This is a genomic window from Sunxiuqinia sp. sy24 (assembly GCF_052677165.1).
Window position 1 is genome coordinate 83,424 of record NZ_JBQYLH010000007.1, and the last position, 21,962, is coordinate 105,385.

Annotated in this window: 16 protein-coding genes and 2 tRNA genes; 12 read left to right on the forward strand and 6 right to left on the reverse strand. The window is 43.3% G+C overall.

Annotated features, from left to right (window positions below; translation table 11 throughout):
• Positions 1-134: 134 nt before the first annotated feature.
• The 10 genes from ACUNWA_RS08040 (at position 135) to ACUNWA_RS08085 (ending at position 10,240) form a co-directional block, all read left to right on the forward strand.
• Positions 135-1,034, forward strand: a complete 900-nt coding sequence (locus tag ACUNWA_RS08040) for an EamA family transporter (RefSeq protein ID WP_445591381.1) — start codon at positions 135-137, stop codon at positions 1,032-1,034.
• A gap of 51 nt (positions 1,035-1,085) precedes the next feature.
• Positions 1,086-1,592 carry an O-acetyl-ADP-ribose deacetylase gene (locus ACUNWA_RS08045; RefSeq protein ID WP_445591382.1) on the forward strand — a complete coding sequence of 169 codons (507 nt, stop codon included), beginning with the start codon at positions 1,086-1,088 and terminating at the stop codon, positions 1,590-1,592.
• Positions 1,593-1,800: 208 nt separating this feature from the next.
• Positions 1,801-2,298, forward strand: a complete 498-nt coding sequence (locus tag ACUNWA_RS08050; protein ID WP_445591383.1) for a hypothetical protein — start codon at positions 1,801-1,803, stop codon at positions 2,296-2,298.
• Between the two features lie 19 nt (positions 2,299-2,317).
• On the forward strand, positions 2,318-4,762 hold the full coding sequence (locus tag ACUNWA_RS08055; protein ID WP_445591384.1) for a response regulator: 2,445 nt from the start codon (positions 2,318-2,320) through the stop codon (positions 4,760-4,762).
• Positions 4,763-4,933: 171 nt separating this feature from the next.
• Positions 4,934-6,292 carry a sigma-54-dependent transcriptional regulator gene (locus ACUNWA_RS08060; RefSeq protein ID WP_445591385.1) on the forward strand — a complete coding sequence of 453 codons (1,359 nt, stop codon included), beginning with the start codon at positions 4,934-4,936 and terminating at the stop codon, positions 6,290-6,292.
• 156 nt (positions 6,293-6,448) lie between these two features.
• Positions 6,449-7,378: a Cbp1 family collagen-binding glycoprotein adhesin gene (locus tag ACUNWA_RS08065; RefSeq protein WP_445591386.1), complete on the forward strand. Its 930-nt coding sequence runs from the start codon at positions 6,449-6,451 to the stop codon at positions 7,376-7,378.
• A gap of 64 nt (positions 7,379-7,442) precedes the next feature.
• Complete coding sequence (locus ACUNWA_RS08070; protein ID WP_445591387.1) at positions 7,443-8,360, forward strand: DUF4382 domain-containing protein; 918 nt, start codon at positions 7,443-7,445, stop codon at positions 8,358-8,360.
• Positions 8,361-8,677: 317 nt separating this feature from the next.
• Positions 8,678-9,226 (forward strand): RNA polymerase sigma factor, encoded by a 549-nt coding sequence (locus tag ACUNWA_RS08075; RefSeq protein ID WP_445591388.1) that lies wholly within the window; start codon positions 8,678-8,680, stop codon positions 9,224-9,226.
• On the forward strand, positions 9,177-9,725 hold the full coding sequence (locus ACUNWA_RS08080; RefSeq protein WP_445591389.1) for a hypothetical protein: 549 nt from the start codon (positions 9,177-9,179) through the stop codon (positions 9,723-9,725). Before ACUNWA_RS08075 ends, ACUNWA_RS08080 begins: the two co-directional genes overlap by 50 nt.
• Positions 9,726-9,727: 2 nt before the next feature.
• Complete coding sequence (locus tag ACUNWA_RS08085) at positions 9,728-10,240, forward strand: DUF4252 domain-containing protein (protein WP_445591390.1); 513 nt, start codon at positions 9,728-9,730, stop codon at positions 10,238-10,240.
• A gap of 79 nt (positions 10,241-10,319) precedes the next feature.
• Here ACUNWA_RS08085 and ACUNWA_RS08090 read toward each other — a convergent pair whose 3' ends face one another.
• Positions 10,320-10,589, reverse strand: coding sequence for an HU family DNA-binding protein (locus tag ACUNWA_RS08090; protein WP_299580060.1), 270 nt, complete (start codon positions 10,587-10,589; stop codon positions 10,320-10,322).
• A 274-nt stretch (positions 10,590-10,863) separates the two neighbouring features.
• On the opposite strand from ACUNWA_RS08090, the gene ACUNWA_RS08095 reads away from it, so the two are divergent.
• Positions 10,864-10,948, forward strand: a tRNA-Ser gene (locus ACUNWA_RS08095).
• 393 nt (positions 10,949-11,341) lie between these two features.
• Positions 11,342-11,426, forward strand: a tRNA-Ser gene (locus tag ACUNWA_RS08100).
• Positions 11,427-11,977: 551 nt separating this feature from the next.
• Here ACUNWA_RS08100 and bglX read toward each other — a convergent pair.
• From bglX to ACUNWA_RS08125, 5 genes are all read right to left on the reverse strand, one after another.
• On the reverse strand, positions 11,978-14,257 hold the full coding sequence (gene bglX / locus ACUNWA_RS08105; RefSeq protein WP_445591391.1) for a beta-glucosidase BglX: 2,280 nt from the start codon (positions 14,255-14,257) through the stop codon (positions 11,978-11,980).
• 11 nt (positions 14,258-14,268) lie between these two features.
• A complete protein-coding gene (locus tag ACUNWA_RS08110) occupies positions 14,269-16,089 on the reverse strand; it encodes a family 43 glycosylhydrolase (protein WP_445591392.1) in 1,821 nt (606 codons plus the stop codon).
• Positions 16,090-16,130: 41 nt separating this feature from the next.
• Positions 16,131-18,548, reverse strand: coding sequence for a glucoamylase family protein (locus ACUNWA_RS08115; RefSeq protein WP_445591393.1), 2,418 nt, complete (start codon positions 18,546-18,548; stop codon positions 16,131-16,133).
• Between the two features lie 126 nt (positions 18,549-18,674).
• Positions 18,675-20,009, reverse strand: coding sequence for a glucoamylase family protein (locus tag ACUNWA_RS08120; protein ID WP_445591394.1), 1,335 nt, complete (start codon positions 20,007-20,009; stop codon positions 18,675-18,677).
• 224 nt (positions 20,010-20,233) lie between these two features.
• Positions 20,234-21,955, reverse strand: a complete 1,722-nt coding sequence (locus ACUNWA_RS08125) for a LamG-like jellyroll fold domain-containing protein (protein WP_445591395.1) — start codon at positions 21,953-21,955, stop codon at positions 20,234-20,236.
• Between the last annotated feature and the right edge of the window lie 7 nt (positions 21,956-21,962).

The following is a 21,962-nucleotide window of genomic DNA, read 5'->3' on the forward strand; positions in this document are numbered from 1 at the left end:
ACAAAACCTAACCGCTCGAAACAAAACCCGCACGAATTAAGGAATAATTAAACCTTGTATGCCCGGTCGCCCGGCTACAGCCTGTTCCAAAATAAGCTTATAGCTTTGCCGAATCAATAAACGAATCAGAAACTATGTGGGTACTCTTGGCCTTATTGTCGGCTTTTTTACTTGGAATTTATGATGTCTTTAAAAAGTTGTCCGTAAACGGCAATGCTGTTTTCCCGGTCTTGCTGATCTCAGCCATCACCGGAGCCCTCCTGTTTCTTCCACCAACTGTTGGATCGTTCCTGTTCCCCGACTTTTTCCATTCCATCCACTTATATGTTCCTGCCATTACAGCGCGTGAACACGGTCTTATCTTTTTAAAAACACTCTTGGTCGTTTCCAGCTGGATACTGGCCTTCAGTGCCCTCAAGCACCTCCCGATCACCATCGTTACCCCCATCCGGGCAACGGGGCCCATATGGACTCTAATTGGAGCAATTCTTCTATTTCACGAAAATCTAAATTGGCTTCAATGGACAGGTGTGATCACCACACTCGTTTTCTTTTACCTCCTCTCAACAGCTGGCAAGCTGGAAGGTATCAACTTTCGCAAAAACACGTGGGTGCTTTTCATCGTTGGGACAACATTGCTGGGTGCTTCCAGCGGCTTGTACGACAAATACATCATCCGACAAATTGACCGGCTGGCGGTTCAAGCTTGGTTTACATTTTACCAAGTGGCGGTCATGCTGCCAGTGCTGACCGTTGTTCGCTGGTCGCGCCCCAAAAGCAAACGTATTCCTTTCCAGTGGCGATGGAGCATCCCGGCCATTGGCGTATTCCTGCTCCTGGCCGACTTCGCTTATTTCTATGCCTTAAGCTACGAGGATTCCATGATTTCTGTCATCTCAGCCTTGCGGCGAGGCGGTGTTTTGGTAGCCTTTGCCACCGGGGCTTTGCTGTTTCATGAGCACAACATTCGCCAGAAGGGGATTTACCTGCTTGGAATTTTAGCCGGAATTTTGTTGATTAGTCTGGGAAGTTAATTTTTCAGGTCAACCGAACTTCCGTACCTTGTCCCCTAAATTATTTGGACTATGAATCGGATTGAACTTTATCAGGGAGATATCACCGAAATGCATGTCGATGCCATTGTAAATGCAGCAAACAAAAGCTTGCTGGGCGGTGGTGGAGTCGATGGAGCAATCCACCGGGTAGCTGGCCCCAAGCTGCTGGAGGAGTGCAAAAAACTAAAAGGTTGCGAAACTGGCCAAGCCAAGCTAACACTGGGCTATCGGCTTCCAGCGCGCTTCGTTATTCATACCGTTGGGCCGGTTTGGCATGGTGGTGAGATTGACGAAAAAGAGCAATTGGCATCCGCATACCATTCAAGCTTAAAAATTGCGAAGGAGCACCACCTCAAAACGTTGGCTTTTCCCAATATCAGCACAGGAGTGTATGCTTTCCCCAAACAATTGGCAGCTCAAATTGCCATCGACACCGTTCGTGATTTTCTGAAGGACGATGATTCGTTTGAAGAAATCACTTTCTGTGTTTATGATGACGAGAACTACGAAATTTATGAAAAGCTACTCAGCTCATAACGCTGGGAGCAGGTTGTTCGTAAATTTTCATGACCTTCTTTTTTGATTGACAGAAACGGAAACCGCCTTATCAAAATGAGAAAAGACCAAAACATAACGTTCAGCAGAAGTGTTGGAATACCAACTCTCCTTTAACTAATTATAAACCTTCGCTCATTTGCGGCACAACAATTGATATTTCAAACCCTAATTCAAAATAAAATTTTCCATGAAAACAGTTCAGGTTTTACTTTTCATTGTTCTCACTTGTTTTATTGGATTAAAAGATAGTCAGGCCCAGCGAGACTACCGAACCGCAATTGGCTTTCGGGCCGGCCCTATGGCAGGATTAACCGTTAGACAGTTTGTTTCATCCAACCAAGCTTTGGAGCTAAGTATTGCTTCACGCTGGAACGGCTCACTGTACCAGGCCATATATGAAGTTCATAACGATCTGTTTAAACAAAAAAGATTCAATTGGTATTACGGCGGTGGTGCGTATATCGGCCACTGGGACTTGAAAAGTAATCTTCACCCTTGGTACAGTGAAGATGGTAAGTATACGGCTTTTGGAATCAATGCCATAGGGGGGCTCGAATACTGCATTAATGATGCACCTATTAGCTTTTCACTCGACTGGAAACCGATGTTAAACATGATAAATAAATTTCATTTCAGGACCGATGATTTTGGGTTAACCATCCGCGTATTTTTAGGAAAGGCCTGAATTAAACAACCAAATTTAGATGAAACGAATAAAGATTGAATTCCAAGTTACTCTTTTAACGGTTTTGGTCGTTCTGGCCGTCAGCTATTCTGGCTTTCTGGTCTATCAAAGTCTGTCGCAAATTGTCGATTCCATCCACAAGGAAGCCCGTCCCGACTTTAAACTTCTTCTCATCAAAGATATCGAATCAGACTTAACCGAAGTTGAAAACACCGTTCGACTATACACCTTAACCCGCGAAGAAAAATACTTCCACCCCTATCGGGAAATCAATCAGGAGATTCAGGAAAAATTGACCAACCTACAAGATTATGCACTCACCAGCGAAGATGAAAAATTGCAAATCGACTCGATCCGCGCCCTGACCAATGAAAAACTATCCATCTGGGAAAACATTTTGGCACTGCATTACTCTAAAGTTGATACCCATGAGTCTTTCTCTGAGCTTTACAGCAAGATAGACAGCTCTATTACAGAGCCAGATACGATTTTAGTAGAAGCACCAGTCGTTGAAGAAAAGGTGGGCCTTTTGAAGCGGATCTTTGGTAAAAAGAAGAAAGGAAAAGACACATTGATGGTAGAACAGCTTCAACCTGTGGACTCCAATAAAATTGAAAAAGCAACGATCAAACAGGAAATTGCAGAAATTGAACAACGTATAAAAACCTCCAATCAGGCACTCTCTGTTAAAGAAAAAACTTTGCTCGAAAAGAATATTGAGTTAACCGAATTACTAAAAACACAAATAACGGAACTTGAAACCAGCGAGCAGAAAAAACTGCTTGTCAAAACACAGGAAGCTGACCGACTGGCTGCCATCACCTACAAACGCCTGACTCTGTTTACCATTGGGGCCGTTATTCTCTTGCTTTTGGTATTGTTCATCTTTTATCGATACCTGAATAAATCGCGGGCCTACCAAACCATTTTACACCAAGCTAAAACCGATGCCGAAAAGCTGGCACGAGCCAAAGAGTTATTTGTTGCTACAGTAAGTCATGAAATGCGCACTCCCATCAACGCCATTTATGGCTTAACCGAACAGCTTCTCCTAAAGACTGATGCCCCCGACCGGAAAAAAGATCTGGAAATTATTTATAATTCAACAGAGCATTTGATTTCGCTGGTGAATGACACGCTGGATTTCTCGAAGATTGAAAGCCAGAAGCTTCAACTGGATCAAGTTGATTTTGCACTGGATAAACTGCTTGCCGAAGTGATCACCCTAAACAAAGGGAACGCTGAAACAAAACAACTGGAGCTGAATTTGGATACCCGGCAACTCCCCCCGCTGGTTCTCTGTGGCGATGCGTTCCGCCTGAAACAAGTGCTTATCAACCTACTCAACAATGCCATCAAATTTACCGACCGGGGCAGCGTAACCCTAAAAGTCTTAGCAAACGAACCGCGAGGATCAGCTCTCACTTGGGTCACCTTTCAGGTTATCGATACCGGAATTGGAATTTCAACGGAAAACCATCAGGTAATTTTTGATGATTTTGTACAGTTGGAAACCGACCTAACCAAGAAGCAAGGAGGTGCCGGACTTGGCCTTTCCATTGTTAAAAAACTAATTGACATTCAAGGAGGAACCATCCATATCGACAGTAAACTCCACCAAGGAACCACCATCACAATCAAAATACCGTATCAAAAAGGCAATCCGGCAAATATCAAAGTAACAACCAAATCGGAACGAGTCATTCCTGACAACTTTAGCAAACTTTCCATTTTAATTGTTGATGACGAAGAATTTAATCGATATCTACTTAAAGGGATTCTGGAAAAATGGAACATCCGCGTAACGGAATGCACCAACGGACAGGAAGCCGTTGACCAAAGCCGACACTCCCACTTTGACCTGATTTTCATGGACGTACGCATGCCGGTTTTAAATGGATTGGAAGCCAGCCAACAAATTCTAAAACGAGATCAGGACACCAAGATCATTGCCCTTACCGCCACCAGCAAACCCGAAGATATAGAGAAATGTGAACAAGCAGGTATGCATAATTTCCTGTCCAAGCCATTTATCGAGAAAGACCTATTTCAGATCATACAAGAAACCATCAACAAGAGCAATAATCAAGCAAAAACAGAAAAAAACAGCCGCTCAAAAAGCTCGATTGACTTGAGTGAGCTTGAACGCATGGCTGATGGCAACAAAGACTTTATGCGGGAAATGGTCGAAATCTTCATTCGTTCGAGTCAACAAGGTCTGAAGGAAATTCAAAATAACATTCGCATAAAAAACTGGGGACTCGTCAGGGAATATGCCCACAAAATGGCAGCTCCAACCAAACACCTCAAAGCGCTAAGCCTATACAACAAAATCAAGGAAATGGAACGGGAAGCCGACACCACTCAAAATGAACAAAAAATCATCCAATTGTTCGAGGATGTGAAACAAGAAGTTCAAGAAGCCAACCGCTATTTAAAGTCATTTTTAAACACTCCATCTTAGTCGCCGACTATTTAGCTCTTTGAATTTAATCCACCAGGTCACTCTAGTGATCCGAGGGATTTTCATCACCCCTTTTCAACTAAAATACCGGCTCAAATACTCCATTATCACAAATTATTTCCATACTATTGTATACCGAATCGGAATAAATTACTCTTTTGGAGATAACGCATGGACAATAGTAAACCCTTTAAAATATTTGTTGTTGAAGACGACGACTGGTACAACAGACTACTCGTTCACAATTTGTCCTTAATTCCCGACTATGAAATTGAGTCGTTTTCCAGTGGTAAGGAATGTCTGAAAAATCTAAATAAGGAACCCGATCTTGTTACGCTGGATTACCGCCTTCCCGACATGAAAGGTCTGGATGTTCTGAAAGAGATTAAAACCATCAATGAAGACATCCAGGTGATCCTGATTTCGGAGCAAGACGATATTGAAGTGGTGGTTGAATTATTGAAACATGGAGCTTACGACTACATTGTCAAATCATCAGACGTTAAAGAACGCTTACTCAACACCGTGAATAACATCCGACAGGGAAGCCGTTTAAAAAAGGAAATTGTTACGCTCCGTCAGGAAGTTAAAAAGAAATACAGCTATCAAAATACCATTATCGGAAACAGTCCGGCGGCAGAACACATTTTCTCGCTCATTGAAAAAGCCACCCGGACGAACATTTCAGTAACCGTTACCGGCGAAACAGGAACCGGCAAAGAGCTGGTCGCCAAAGCCATTCATTACAACTCGAACCGGGCCAAGAAACCGTTTATTCCGGTTAACGTAGCCGCCATCCCAAAAGATTTAATAGAAAGCGAACTATTTGGGCACGAAAAAGGCGCCTTCACTGGAGCCGCTTTTCGCCGTATTGGCAAATTCGAGGAAGCCACCGGAGGCACCTTGTTTTTAGATGAAATGGCTGAAATGGATATTTCCCTTCAGGCAAAGTTGCTTCGGGCCTTGCAGGAAAAAGAAATCATCCGCATTGGAAGCAATGAGCCGGTAAAAACCGATTGCCGGATTATTATTGCTACCAACAAAAACCTGGTTGAAGAGGTTAATGCCGGCAACTTCAGGCAAGATTTATATTACCGCCTGTATGGCCTGCCCATCGAACTGCCACCTTTGCGCGACCGAGGAAATGATGTGATTATTTTAGCCAAACATTTCATTCAGGCCTTCTGTAAAGAAAATCAAATGGAGGAAAGAACGCTCAGCGCTTCGGCCAGCAAAAAGTTGCTGTCCTATTCATTTCCGGGAAATATTCGCGAGCTCAAATCAATTATTGAATTGGCAGTGACCCTGTCGGACACTACTGAAATTACAGAAGAAAGTCTGGTGTTTGGTGGTCAGAACATGATGGACAACCTGCTGACGGAAGAACGTAGCATGCGCGAATACAACATTGAAATTGTAAATCGGTTCCTCGAAAAGTACGACAACAACATCAAACTAGTAGCCGATAAACTCGACATTGGGGTGGCAACCATTTACCGAATGCTGAAAGAGGAAAAAACGAAGTTCTAATCCCCCTCCATATTATCAATTTGCGAAAGAAGTATTCAAATTGAGAACAAAAACTCGCTCCGACCAAACGCTACAACACACACATACAAGCACTTAGCTACCACAACTCTTCATGGCACAGCGCTTGTCTATCCCCTATCCGAAAAAACTAAATGGATGGAGAATAAAATCATGGACAATACAAGAAAAAAACAATTAGGAATTATAATCACGGCTGTTGTTATCGTTGTGCTGGCAGCAGTTGGGTCATTCTATGTTTACACTCAAAAACAAACAGAAGTAGACACCCTGGCCTCAAGAAACATGGATCTCAACGAACTTATTGAAGGTCGCGACTCGGTGGTTAATGAGTTGGTAACTGCTTTCAATGACATTGAAAACAACTTGAAATTCATCAAGGAAAAAAGAAAGCAGCTGTCAATTGAACAAAACGAAGAAGGCAATATCGATCAGAAACAGGCCATTCTTGCAGATATCAGCCTGATGAATGCGATGCTGGAAGAAAGTAGCAAACACATTGTAGAGTTGGAGAAGAAGCTTAAAAACTCAGGAATCAAACTGAACAGCTTCCAACAAAAAATCGCGTCCTTATCACAAACCGTCAATCTGCAAACGACCGAAATGAGCGAGCTCCGCAAGGTGATTGAAGAAAAAGAACAGCTGGTTGCCGACCTAAACCAGAAAGTAGAAAACATGGAGTTCGAAATTGCGAGACAATCGGACACGCTTGAAAGCAAACTCAACATCATTGACCAAAAAACAGTGGAACTGAACACCGCTCACATTGCTTATGGAACTTACAAAGAGTTAAAAGAGAAGGGACTGCTGACCAAAGAAGGAGGTTTCCTTTGGATTGGCCAAAACAAAACAATCCAGGAAAACTTTGACGACGAATACTTTACTGAATTGAATATTCTGGAGACCAAAACTATTCCACTGCACTCTAAAAAAGCGAAAATAATTTCAGAACATCCGGCAAATTCCTATACCTTAGTGGAAGAGGATGGACAGGTTTCGTACTTGCAGATTGAAGATCCGGAAGAATTTTGGAAAATCTCAAAATACGCTGTCATCGAGGTAAAATAACTCATATGCATCAAAACATAGTTTATGATTATGAAATAAAATATCACAAAAAATATAGTTAATTATGAGACATCAAAAACTAAGAAAAAAATCACTTTTTGCAATTTCACTTTTAACGCTTACCACGCTCTTTTTCGCGTGTTCGCAAAACGAAAATAATATCGAAAACCTCGATGGCAAAGGCCGGCTGACGGTAAATATTACCGATGCGCCTTTCCCTATTGATATAGTAGACAAGACTGTAGTAACCATTGATCAGCTAAGCATTGGATCTTCCTCGGAAATGGAAGCAGAAAATAACAGCTCCTTCATTGTTCTTTCAGAAGAAGAACATGAAATTGACCTGCTGGACCTAACCAATGGAGTAACCTTGGAACTGGCCTCGGTTGATATCAACGCAGGAACTTACGACGAAATCAGACTACGCGTTGTGGATGCCAAAGTTTTACTAAAAGACGGCACCGAGTTCGACCTGAAAATTCCGAGCGGCAGCACCAGTGGCCTAAAAATTAAGATAGCGCCTGCGGTAACCATCGAAGAAGGGATGGAATCAACCGTCCTACTTGACTTTGATGTCAGCAAATCCTTTGTTATGCAAGGCAACATGAACACGCCAGCCGGCATTAATGGTTTTCTGTTTAAACCAGTTGTTCGCTGCGTATTCGAAGGTTTTACCGGCCAAATTGAAGGAATAGTTACCGACACTTCGGCTGTTGTTTTGCCCAACGCGCTCATCAAAGTATGGAACCTGACACCCGAAATGGAGCCAGACACCGTTGTCACTTCCGGTTTTACAAACGAAACCGGCTACTACAAAATAATTGGTCTTCCTGAAGGTACTTATCACATGACCGGTGAATTGGAAGACTATGAACCCCTTCTAATCGAAGAGGTAGTTGTTGAGCCTAAAGTGACCACAACCGTTGACTTCGAGCTGACACCTGTTGAACCAGAAACACCAGCAGAAGAAACAGGCGAATAAGTATTAAGCACACTCAAATCTTCACGTATATATTACAACACTCAAAATGCCATCCGGACAGAGGTTCGGATGGTATTTTTGTTTTAAAGCACAAGCAATAACTCACCACCACTCCACTCATTCCTCAAACGATTTTAGCTCCAAATACCTTCCTGTCTGCTTTTTCGAAACAAATACCTCCCACCAAAAGACAGGCTTGCTCTCATACTCCTAATAATTCAACCTTAACGAGTTCATTAAATTAAAATTCGAGTTGGATGTAATGAAAAGACACCGGATACGTCTTAATTTTGAAAGCAGATAAGAATGAATAGCACATGTTAGCGAAAGAGTTTAAAACATTGGTCCTGCCATTAAGCAACAAGCTTCATCGTTTTGCCACTAGGCTTACCCAAAATGATGAAGAAGCCCGGGATGCCGTTCAGGACGTGTTCCTGAAACTCTGGCAAAAACGCAGCAATCTGGATCGAATTGAAAACATCGAAGCATTTGCCATGCGCATGATCAAAAACAAGTGCTACGACTTGCACCGAGCCAATCGAGCCTATTCGTTGGAGGAACAACAAACAGGCTGGCAAAATGAAACGAAAAGTGACCTGAGTGAAGAACTGGAACTTTCGGAAACAGCACGAATAATCAGGAAGTTGATTGACGGACTGCCTGAGTTGCAACAAAAAATCATGCATATGCGCGATATTGAACAATTGACTTATGATGAAATTGCGGAGCAAACAGGCCTGAACGTCAATGCGATTCGTGTCAACCTATCGCGGGCACGAAAAAAAGTGAGAGATGAACTTTTTAAATATCAAGAATATGGAATTGAAAAAAATCAAGCAAATACTGCAAAAATATTGGGAGGGTGAAACGACGGAGCAGGAAGAGCGGGTATTGACCGATTACTTCAAGTCCGACAACATAGCCCCTGAGCTGAAACAGGAACAGTCCTTTTTTAACGGCTTATTCGAATTTGCAGCTGAAGAAAGAGATGAAGCTCTAGAGGATGATATCATGGATCACATCCTGGAGCAAGAACACCGCGAGAAAACACACTACCGATGGTTGTGGCAAACAGTGAGCGGAATTGCAGCAGCTCTAATGATCGCCATTCTAGCGGTAAATTTGACAAGCAATCAGAAACCCTGGCAAGATACCTACAGCAACCCTGATCAAGCTTACACCGCGGCTTCAAACACCTTACAATACGTTGCTGGCTATTACCAAAAGGGAATTGAAGAACTTCAGCCGGTCAAAACACTCAACAAGGCCTCACAACCTTTAAGCAAAGGTCTGAATAAAATTGAAAAAGGATTTCAGGAAATACAGGAAGTGGAAAAAATAAATGAAAAACTAAAAAAACAATAGCAATGAAAAAGCTCGTATTAATCCTAATCTGCCTTATCCCATTTTTAGGGATGGCACAAAAAAGCCCGGTCGATAAGCTGTTTGAGAAATATGCCAACAAGAAAGGGCTCACAACCGTCAACATTAGCGGAGCACTCCTAGGCTTTGCCAGTAAGATCGACAGTGGATCGGCCGAAGCCAACATGCTGTCGGGCCTTGAAGGCGTCCGCATTCTGGCTGTCGACGATGATGAACTTAACCGCTCGCTGGATTTCTACAAAGAACTGCAAGCAGACGGATTCTTTAAAAATCATGAGTATGAGGTTTTGATGGAAGTGACCGAAGCCAATGAAGTGGTTCGCTTTTTTGCCCGCGATGCCGGAGGTGGCAAGTTTTCAGAATTACTATTGGTCGTTGGAGGTGACGACAATGCATTGATCAGTATTCGTGGGATCATTGATCCGGAGAACATCGGAAAGATTACCGGAGCACTTGACATCGATGTACTTTCAAACGACAAAGAATCAAAGAAGTAAGATGCCCTACTAATTTAAAAGACACAAAAAAGGGAGGTTTTAACCTCCCTTTTTCTGTATTATTTTTTCATAATGCGCATTACACTGCATCACTCAATTCAGCACCTGGCTTGAATTTTACTACTTTCTTTTCAGGAATTTCAATAGGAGCGCCAGACTGTGGATTACGTCCTGTTCTTGCACTACGAGTTGAAACCGCAAAAGAACCGAATCCGATTAATGCAACACGGTCACCGTTTTTTAAGGCGTCAGTTGTAGATTCTACAAAAGCATCCAATGCTTTTTTAGCATCGGCTTTAGTTAGACCAGCTTTTTCAGCAATTGCGTCAATTAATTGAGCTTTGTTCATAAGAAAACTTGTTTAGGGTTAAAAATAAACTGATTAAAATAACATTATAATTAATATACTCTAAGTTCAAGGCATAAAAAAAGAATTTAAACTTTCTAAAACCTTAGCAAAATCAATGCTTTCGAAAGCTTAAATTTTACGTTTTATAAAATTCTAAAATATGATTCAATTTTGCAACCTTTATTGAACTTTTTTTTTTTTCTATTTCAAAGATTTTTTTTGCCAATTATTTTTGAGATTCAAAAAATTCATATACTTTTGCCGCCATATCCACGGAGAGATGGCAGAGTGGTCGAATGCGGCGGTCTTGAAAACCGTTGATCTTCACGGATCCGGGGGTTCGAATCCCTCTCTCTCCGCCGATCACACGAAAAGCTGTAAACAACTTGTTTACAGCTTTTTTTTGATTACCCCCTCAAATACTCGTTTAGCAAATAGCATGTGAAGTTCAATAAAACGGATCAGTATAAATTTCCGGTGGAGTAAAAATTATTATCATCGTTGCTTTATATTCTTTTTTACCGATCAATGAACTCACAGCAAAATCAATATAGAGCATTGGTGGAGGCTTTTCGGCTCACCCGTAAAACGGGAAAAGGCTATCTTCCCCAACAAATTTTCCAAGTTTTAGCCAACTCCAAAAGCAGCAAAGACCATTATTTTCTAGCTCGAAATGCTTTTTTTTTTGAAATACGATCCTAAAAAATCAGTTGTGTTTCAAAAAATTCATATACTTTTGCCGCCATACCCATGGAGAGATGGCAGAGTGGTCGAATGCGGCGGTCTTGAAAACCGTTGATCTTCACGGATCCGGGGGTTCGAATCCCTCTCTCTCCGCAGACCATCAAAAAAGCTGTAAGCAATTCGCTTACAGCTTTTTTTTATTTATACCAGCCTTAAATTTCGTTTAACCAAGGCAGCCTTAACCACAATGCGATTAGTTTAAAGCAATAGTCACAGCTTTCCAAGGCACAGGCTGACTCGTTATTGAAAGTTCAAAATAACACCCCATGTCGCACAGCAGAGATATCTCGGATCTGCCTCAAAGTCCAAATAAGAAAAGAGAGCCTATTGCCCTAACCATATAAATTCAAAAAGGAGGCTCAATATAAAATTGGCCTCCGTTCTTCTCTCTCTCTAATAAGCCCTCTCTCCTTCTGCTTCTAAATAAATTCTTGATCCGCCTTTTTCGATTCTATAACTCACTCAAAGCGCTGACTAATTGCCTATCATTGATACAAGCATACCGAAGTGTTCCCCGTAACCACACCTATATCCTGCTATCAGGGATCGTTTGCGTATTTATTAATTTAGTAGGCTTAGGCTCTATACAGAATTAGTCAGGCACAGGATGATTCCTCATACTTAGCCAACTTGTTTTCCCTGTGCTACTCTACGAAAGTAAATACCTGCTGCAGAGCGGCATTCGAGTCAGCTCCCACAAACACCTGAAATTCGCCAGATTCAGCGACGCGCTCCAAGTTGAAATTATAAAAAGCCAATTCGTCAGCTGTCAGTTTAAAGCGAATAGTTTTCGTTTCGCCTTTTTTCAACCACACTTTTTTAAAACCTTTCAATTCTTTTACTGGTCGTGTTACCGAAGCCACCAAATCGCGCACATAAAGCTGAACGACTTCTTCTCCATCGTAATCACCGGTATTGGTCAGCTCTACCGAAACATCAAGCACTTCTGCAGCAGTCAACACATCCACACTCAAGCTAAGGTTTTTATATTCAAAATCAGTATAACTCAAACCATAGCCAAATGGGAACAACGGAGTATTTGAAACATCCAGGTAGTTTGACTTGAACTTGGTGAATTCATCGCCCTCCTGCGGCCTTCCGGTAGCACGATGGCTATAATATATAGGAACCTGCCCGACATTTCGAGGGAATGTCATCGTCAGCTTACCCGAAGGGTTATACGCGCCAAACAACACGTCAGCAATGGCATTTCCGGCTTCAATACCAGGATGCCATGTTTGAAGCATCGCTGTGGCCAGTTCGTTCTCTTCCACCAAGGCTAGCGGGCGACCACTCATGGTCACTAACACCAGTGGTTTTCCGGTTTTTGCCAATTCCCTTACCAACCTTTTCTGACTTTCGGGAAGCAATAAATTCGTTCGACTGGAAGATTCGCCACTCATTTCACTGGCTTCGCCGACAACCGCAACAATAACATCGGCCCGAGCTGAAATAGCCAGTGCTTCTTTCAGCAGGGTTTCAGGAGAGCGTTCGTCGATTTCGATGCGAGGACCAAACACATTGATCTTTTTTGCAAATTCTGGATCATCTGAAATATTAGCTCCTTTAGCATGCAGGATTCTCACGCCCTTACCTGCCGCATTTTTTATTCCCTCCAACACCGCAATGGAGAGCTGAGGATTACCTGTCGGCGCCCAGGTTCCAAGCATATTGTTCTTACTATTGGCCAGTGGACCAACCAAGGCAATGGTTCCCGTTTTCTCCAAAGGCAAAACCTCTTTTTCATTTTTCAACAAAACAAACGAATGAGCTGCCGCCTTGCGAGCTAGCGCCCTGTTTTCTTCCGTCAAAATATCCTTTACAGGACGAGTGATATCATTATAACGGTAAGGATCTTCGAACAATCCCAATTTATATTTAGCCTCCAGCACCCGACGACAGGCTGTATTGATGTCTTCTTCACTAATCTTTCCTTCTTCCAACGACTTTTCAAGGGTGGTCAGAAATCCTTCACCAACCATATCCATGTCGAGCCCAGCCTTAAGCGACAGAGCTGAAACAGCCTGCAAGTCTCCAAGACCGTGCGCAATCATTTCATTCACTGAAGTATAATCAGAAACCACAAAACCATCAAATCCCCACTGACTACGTAATAAATCTGTCAGCAACCACTTATTTCCAGTAGCCGGAATTCCATCGACATCATTAAAAGACGACATAACACAACCAACGCCAGCGTCAACTGCAGCTTTGTAGGGAGGCAGATAATCATTAAACATTCGCTGCCGGCTCATATCCACTGTATTATAATCGCGTCCGGCCTCAGAAGCTCCGTAAAGCGCCATATGCTTAACAGTCGCCATCATAGTTGTAGAACTGCCCAAATCATCGCCTTGATAACCTCGAACCATGGCTTTAGCCACTTGAGAGCCAAGGTAGGCATCTTCACCGGCCCCTTCGGCCACTCGTCCCCAGCGTGGATCGCGGGCTATATCAACCATGGGCGAAAAGTTCCAAAAAATTCCGTCAGCCGTAGCCTCTTTGGCGGCCATGCGGGCAGTTTCTTCAATCAACTCGAGATCCCAACTCCCTGACAATCCGAGAGGAATAGGGAAAGTTGTTTTGTAACCATGAATAATATCGGAACCAAAAAGCATGGGAATACCCAACCGACTCTCTTCAACAGCTAACGTTTGTGCCTGCCGAACTTTCTCCGGACCGTAGATGCCAAAGATTCCGCCCACCTTTCCGGCTTTAACTTTCTCCTCCACTCCGGTACTCACTACCGAACCTGTTGGAATACCACCTCCGGGAGTAATAAGGTTCAACTGACCAATTTTCTCTTCCAAGGTCATCCGGCTCATCAACTCACTAACAAAGCGATCCTGCTCCGTTTCGACTGTTTGCTGCTGACAGGAAACCATTAAGGAAACAGCAGCAATCAAGTAAACTATCTTTTTCATACTTGCTTATTTTATTCTATTTTAATTTCTTTCGTTTGTTCTGAAATTCCGTTCTCATTAAATGCCTCAATACTCATGTAGTAACTTGTATTTCTATCGAGGCAGCGCATCAGCAGTTCATTCTCGCCATAAAGCAACCAGGAGCTATACAGCTTCCCCGGGGCAATTCCCCAACGAATAGTGTACCCTTGTGCCCCATCTACCTTTTTCCAGCGAATGGAGGCATCCCTTCTATCATCGTGACGCTGAACCTCAAATGCTTTTACTTTTGAAGGCTTTTTACCAAAGCCGGTTCCAAACACACGGATTTCAGACATGGCCAAGTTGTTGCCCGGAACTTCAATGTTTTTATACCGAATAAAACGAGCTTTTTGTGGCTGATTTAGCACGATGTAAGCATTGGGAGAATCCTTGTAACTCTTGCTTCGGTCCACCACCGTTTTCCAGTCTTCTCCATTTTCTGACACTTCAATGGCAAAGCGATGGCGCAAACCTTCTGTGCGTGTATAAATTCCCGACTCATGATCATGAAAATTCAATTGAATGGCATCCACCATTCCGGGTTGAAGCATCTCGATTTTTATCCATTGCTGATCATCGTTTGCATCTGCCACCCAGAAGGATTTTGGACTTTCATCAGTCAACACTTCTGAGGTAATTTCCCCCACACTGTTTTTCACCAATGGCATATTGGTGATATCAAAATCATTATCGGTAGATGTACTCTTTCTGATCTGCATCAGCGAAGAGGAAACCGTTGTTTTGCCACGATAGGACAACAGCATCCAGCCACAATGCTGACCAGCCTTAGTCGGATGATCCGGTCCGAATCGTGGATAGTCACCGTAATGCGTATTGGAATGCATCAGGCCTTCGTCATCGAAATAAGTTGGGAACATGCACAAGCGGCGCTCCCAATGCGAGTTCGATGCAAGAGCCATGGTTCCAAAGTGCCAATACTGTCCATTGGTTTGTTTCACAGTTATCCCATGTCCGGCTCCATTGGTAAAGCCTCCCGGCTTGAAGCTCATAGGATTATTTTTCATGTAAGAGAATGGTCCCAGCGGAGAATCGCCAACATAAACGCCATCACCATACACATTAAACTGCGTGCCCGGAGCTGCATATTGCAGGTAATATTTTCCATTGTGTTTGGTCATTGAAGCTCCTTCCATATACCCTTCTTTCAGGGTTGGATGGAAGTTATTTTCACCAAATCGCTCCCAGCCATGTTCTTCTTCGTTCAGGTTGATCAAATCCTTTTTGACTCCTGTTTCCAGCATGCGGTCGTTCTTATTCAATTCTTTCACCCGTATCGGATGCACATTGGATGATCCCCAATACAGATAAGTTTTCCCGTCATCATCGATGAATAATTCAGAATCCTGAATGTTATTGGAAATAGATGCTGTTGGTGTCCATTTGCCACTTTTCGGATCGTCCGAATATAAAATACTTCCGTAGCCCGCAGGATCGCCGGCAAAGTAAATCACCGAATCTTTGTAGTTGAAAGCTGTGGGAGCATTACACCCTTCGAAAAACCATTGTGCCGGTTTTATAAAATTCCAGTTTATTAAATCGGTAGAATGCCAGTAGCCGAATGAACGGGTTACGAACATATAATATTCCCCACGGAATTCAACCACAGCCGGATCGGCTCCTGAACGGTATGAAATATTTTTACTGGAATTATAGACCATATATGTATAATCAATATCCATCGGGTTACAATACGTTTTGTATCCCATGGACTGCGCATTTCCATTCCCTACACTTGCTGCAAAAAGAATAGTTGCTATGGCCAATCGTTGAATTACTCTTCTAATCTTCATTGTATGTCATTATAATAGCTGAACCTACACCGTAATCGTCATCAATGCTTTATCAGTACTTTGGTCTGCTTTACCTGAGTCTCATTCTGTAGTCGAATCAGATATAAGCCATCTTCAAGGCCAGAACAATCCAATTCAACCAACTTGGATGTATTTTGAATATGCTCAGACCAAACCATTCGACCATCCATCGAATAAGCATGAAGTAAAAGTGGTTTATTCTGAAAAAACTCTCCACTGGAAATATAGATCCGATCCTGAGCCGGGTTGGGATAGAATCGAAAGGCTTCCGTTTTTACAGGATCATCCACATCAGTCGCAAACTGATACTGAAATCCAAGTTTATCCAAACCTGAGCGCAAGTCTTCATCCTGCATCACCAAGTCCCACAAAAGTCCCGTCCGGTAATTTTCCAGCATTACCACGATGGGGCCTTGATCAATCCCGATATAGGCTTCTTGAACCCAGCCCACTTCATCATTAAACGCATCGTACGGACCGTACTTTCCAAACAAATCCTGACCACGCTTGCGATAGAAATATTTCAGTGCATGCAAGGATTCTTCAGGCGTATAAGGCATACTTGCCAAAGCCGCCGTTGGACTAATCGTTCCATTATCATTACTCATTGGTTGATGAGCTGTATAACCCTGTGGATCGTCGCTGGCGGTGAGACCCCAGCACTGACTACCATAACTTGCAAAATTCAGAGGATTATCTACTGCATAAGCATAATGAATGCGTGCAGTATTGACATGTTCCTTCCAATAATCGGCATATTGATCCTTCAGCCCATTGGGATTAATTCCAAGATGCGCATAGTGGATCCAAAAAAGCGGTCCACCCCAGTCCGGCGACAGACTAATTTCATAATTGTAGAAAGTCCTTGGATTGACCATACTTCCATTTCTGGCCCATCCCTGCTCGTATACTTCTTTGCTAATTGCATAAGTGGGCGATGAAGCTGCCATGACATAAGTTACCAAACCTTCATTCCAACCACTTACCTTCATGTTTTTCTGAAACCCGATGCTTGGAGACCAGTGCCAGGTAAGAACTTGCTGTCCGTCTTGCTGATACCAGCTCCATTCAATTTCGTTCCACAAGGCGGTGGCTTTTTCGCGTATTTCCTGCGACCTGGAATCGCCATCCTGAAAATAGTTTCTCAACGCAATCAGTGCCTGAGCGACAAAACTGGTTTCAACCAAATCGCCACCATCATCATCGGGCGTGAAGGCCTGACTTTGATAAGTATCCGCATTATACCAGTGTGACCAAGCCCCATGGTGACGCTCGCAATTCTCCAGAAAATCCAGAATCATTAAAATCCTGTCTTTTATCTCACTCCGTGGACGATACTCCCGTTCATGAGCCACAATCATAGCCATCACCCCCATACCGGTAGCACCCGATGCAGCCGTAAGGTCATTTCCATTGGATCGCTCCAAGGCCATTCCGGTCGCTTGATGAGCACCATCCCAAAAATAGTTGAAGGTGTAGGCCTGAACCATATCCAGCAGTTCATCATCGGAAAAATCACGAACCGATGCAGCCCCTTCAACCGGGTCTGATTCGATCCCCTGATAGTTACTTGTTATCCGATAGTGCACCCTTGTGTTTTTGCCTTCTGCAGGCACAAAATCGAGGTAATTGTTCTCTGTTGTTTCCTGACGTAATGTATAGTTTTCACCGCCGTCAAAGGAGGCATAAATTTTATATGTCAAACCTGTTGCAGGTGCGCTCCAGCTTAAATCAACATGGCTATCATAACCAACAACCTGTAAGTCTTCAATTCGAGGAACTTGCTCCAGACTCTTAAAAACACTGATTTCATCAATCAGCAGTAGACGGGAAAGTCCATTCTGCTCCGATTGATTAAAAACGATGGCTTTCACTTGTGTGAAATCAAGCGATGCATTCTCGGAATCACTTGTAATTTCATTTAAAGGAAATGCAAGACGTGTCCACTGCTGAGCAGGAATGGCTGCATTAAAATCACTCAGGGAATAAAGTTTCGAATCGCCATCACCTCCGCTTACTTTAGCAGTGCGCAAACCAATGAGTGGCAGTGCCGATTTTGGTAATTCGTTTTCAGTATATACATAGCATGCGATTGAGTCCAATGATAAAACATTAGCCAAGTCCCATCCGGGGCGATATATTCGAACTTTCCAGTTCCCCGCTTCAGCAGAAGTGTAGTTAAACTTCAATGCCGTTTGTCCCTTATAGGCCGTGCCTAAACAAGGAATCTTATCATTATACTGAGGCGCATTCGGAGGATGGGCATATTCGAAAGAGCTCTCTCCCAAGTTCGCTACATCAACCAAACCTTGGTCGTAAAACGTCAGATCTGTTCCTTCGCTAAAAAAAACAAATTCCTGTGCACTACTCGCTCTTACGGTTATAACAAAAGTAAGCGACATTAGCGCAATCCATCGTATTATTCCATAAAGTCTCATTGCCTCAAGGTTTATGTTTGCAATCCACACTCAATACATTACAAATCAAAAGAAGTAATTAAAGGGAGGATATCCCTAAAGACATATTCAGTCACCCAAACACATCGATCATCCTCCCACTCTGTATTAGTTATGGCTAAATCCTAATCGATTCAAACCATATTGTACGTCTTCATTTTTCATGAATAAATTCCACAACAAACCGCTGCGGTAATTTTCAATCATCACCGGTATGGGTCCCTGATCAATCGCCAGGTATCGTGGCAACAACCAGTTGGCTGAAACGCTGTATGCATCATAAGGGCCGTATTTGCCAACAAGCGAATCGGCTTCAATATATAAATACCTCAGCATTTGCATCGATTCTTTTGGGGTGTAGGGAAAAGAAGATAAGGCAGCCGTGGGAGTAATAACGCCCAGGTCGGCATCGCCAGGATGATGACCAGAATAACCATCCACCGAATAGCTGGATGTAAATCCCCACTGATTTTCACCATACCCTTCAAAGCCTTTCGGGTTGTCCACGGCGTATTTATAGTGAATCATGGCCTGATTTTGGTTCAGCTGCCAATAGTCTCCGTACTTATCAGACAAGCCTTTCGGGTTCAGTCCCAAGTAGGAATAATGTGCCCAAAACATTGGTCCGGTAGGTTCATTTCCATTTCCATAGAAGTTCAGAACCGTATTCAATCCGTAATAAACCGTATCGTTAGCAATAGCACCGTTCTGCGCCCAGCCTTTATGGTAAGCTTCGGGCTGAATGGCGTGCGTTGGAGAGGAAGCGGCCAGCACATACATAACCAGGCATTCGTTATACCCACTAATCGGCATGTTCATATCCCATCCGTAGTTTGGAGACCAATGCCAGTAAAGCACATCTTCGCCTCCTTTAGTATACCAGTCCCACTCGACTTCTTCCCACAATTGGTTAATATCAGCAACCAGCTGTTTTTCTTCGGCACTCCCGTCTTTAAAGTATTCGGCTACGGTTAAAAGCCCCTGAATCATGAAAGCTGTTTCAACCAGATCTCCGCCATCATCCTTTTTGCTAAATGGCTTTGCTTTGCCGGTTTTTCCTTCCAGCCAATGCGGCCAAACTCCGTGAAAACGATCAGCTTTCCCCAGAAATTCAATAATTCGCAGGTAACGCTCCAAGGCTTGCTCGCGAGTAATATACCCACGTTCAATTCCAACCAAAATAGCCATTACGCCAAAACCCGAGCCACCAAGCGTAATCACATCCTGATCGTTCTGTGGGTAAACTCCATCCATGTGGATGCGCTCGCGTGCCATGCCCGAGTTAGGCTCGGCCCCTTCCCAGAAATATTGGAAAGTCTGATATTGAATGGTATCCAGCAGTTGAGTATCTGACAAGTCAGCATTGGAATTTGCCTCCTCGGGCGCATTGGTACATGATACTCCCAACAACAATAATAAGCCACCTATAATTAAATGTTTCATTGCACGTATTTTATCTTTGTTCTATTTTCCTCAGCTCAGAGAGTTGGATAAGAAACCCGACTGAATATGTAAGAAAAAAATGCCTTTATTCCCCATTGAACTTTTTAAGCTTCGGAGAAACAAAACTTACCTTCTGGTAGAAATTAACTTTTAAGATGAAGGCTGCCCGAAACTCCCAAGCAGCCTTTCATACTTAAAAGAAACCTAACTAAACTATATTTTTACTAATTTTCAGTATCGATGATGGCCTGGATTTCGGCTTGCGTCAAGGCTTTGTTAAACATGCGCAATTCATCTACCAGGCTGAGGTCAGACAAATGGCCCCAGTAGCTAAAGGTCTCGCCACCCGCGCCAATTGTAATCGCATCGCAGCCGGTCCAATCGATACCCGCGGCCATATCCGATGAACGAACCTCAGTTCCATCCAAATAAATGGTATTTTTTGTTTGCGAAATGGTAATCGCAATATTTACCCATTCTCCGGCAGAAGCGTCAACCAAACCTCCATCATTCCAGCTTTCACCGTCACCGATCCCCACATTCAGTTTGAAACGCTGTTGTTGGGAATCGTTATCTAGTTCGCGGAATAGGCGGAATCCTTGCTGACGATTTTCAGCTTCAGCACCAATGCTCAAAACACCGGCTTTCTCCTGCGTCGGATCCAGAAAATACCAGAACACAGCACTAAACTCGTCGGCTTTCAATTCATCAGCCGGGAAAGTCAAATAAGCATCTTCAGCGCCGGCATAAGCCTGGCCTTTAGCTCCATTGGCAAAATCGGGTACTCCCACCACCGTTGCTTCCATGTCGGATACCAAGTCTTTCGTGCTCCCTTCGAAAGGCATGTAGAACACTTCGCCATTGTATTTGGGTTCATAAGGAATGTCATTGAAAATGATTTGCTGAATTTCAGATGATGTCAGCGCCTTATCAAAAAACCGCATTTCATCCATCATACTATAGTCTGACAGGTGGTCCCAATAACTAAAAGTCTTACCGCCAGCGCCAATTGTAATTGCCTCGCAGCCGGTCCAGTCAATCACGCCAGCCATATCTGCAGACATGATTTCAGCTCCGTTGAAATAAATGGTATTCTTCGTTTGAGAAATTGTAACGGCAATATGCACCCATTCGCCTGCTGCCGGATCCAGCAATCCACCATCGTTCCAGCTCTCGCCGGTACCAGTACCCACATTTAGTTTAAACCTTTGTTTCTGCGTGGCATCGTCCAATTCACGGAACAAACGAAATCCCTGCATCCGGTTTTCTGGCTCAGCCCCCACACTCAAAACACCTGCCTTAGGTTGATTGGGATCGAGGTAATACCAGAATGCCGCACTGAACTCATCGCTTTTCAGCTCATCCATCGGGAAGGTGATGTACGAATCGGTTGCATTTTTATACGCTTTACCTCCCAATACTGCTTCGTCTGCAAATCCGGGAGTTCCCACTTTGTCTGCAGTCTGAAAACTAATCAGCTCCATAAAATCGCCATCAAATGGCATGTAAAACACTTCACCATTATACATTCGATTATAAGGAGAAACCTTTTCAAAATTTACGGACGAAGTGGTGGTTTTCCCTTCCAGATCTGTCGCTACAATCTCAAGCACATGTGCTCCGTTGGTGACATTATCAAAAATCAGGTCTCCAACAACTAACCGGCGATAATCCTTGAGATTGGAATAACTGGCAATTTCCACTCCATTGATTTTGACCACTACAGTAACTAATTCGATATCATCAGTCGCTTCAAAATCAATGGTAACAGGAGCTGTTGCTTCCGGCACTTTCATTTGATAGCCTTCAGCCGGAGAGTTAATAGTAATTACCGGAGCCGACGCATCCGTTCCGGGATCCACTTTACTGATCGGATCGATCCCTTCATTACAAGCAACTGCAAAGATGACCAGCAGTCCAACTAATATATTATGTAATCGTTTCATTCTATTT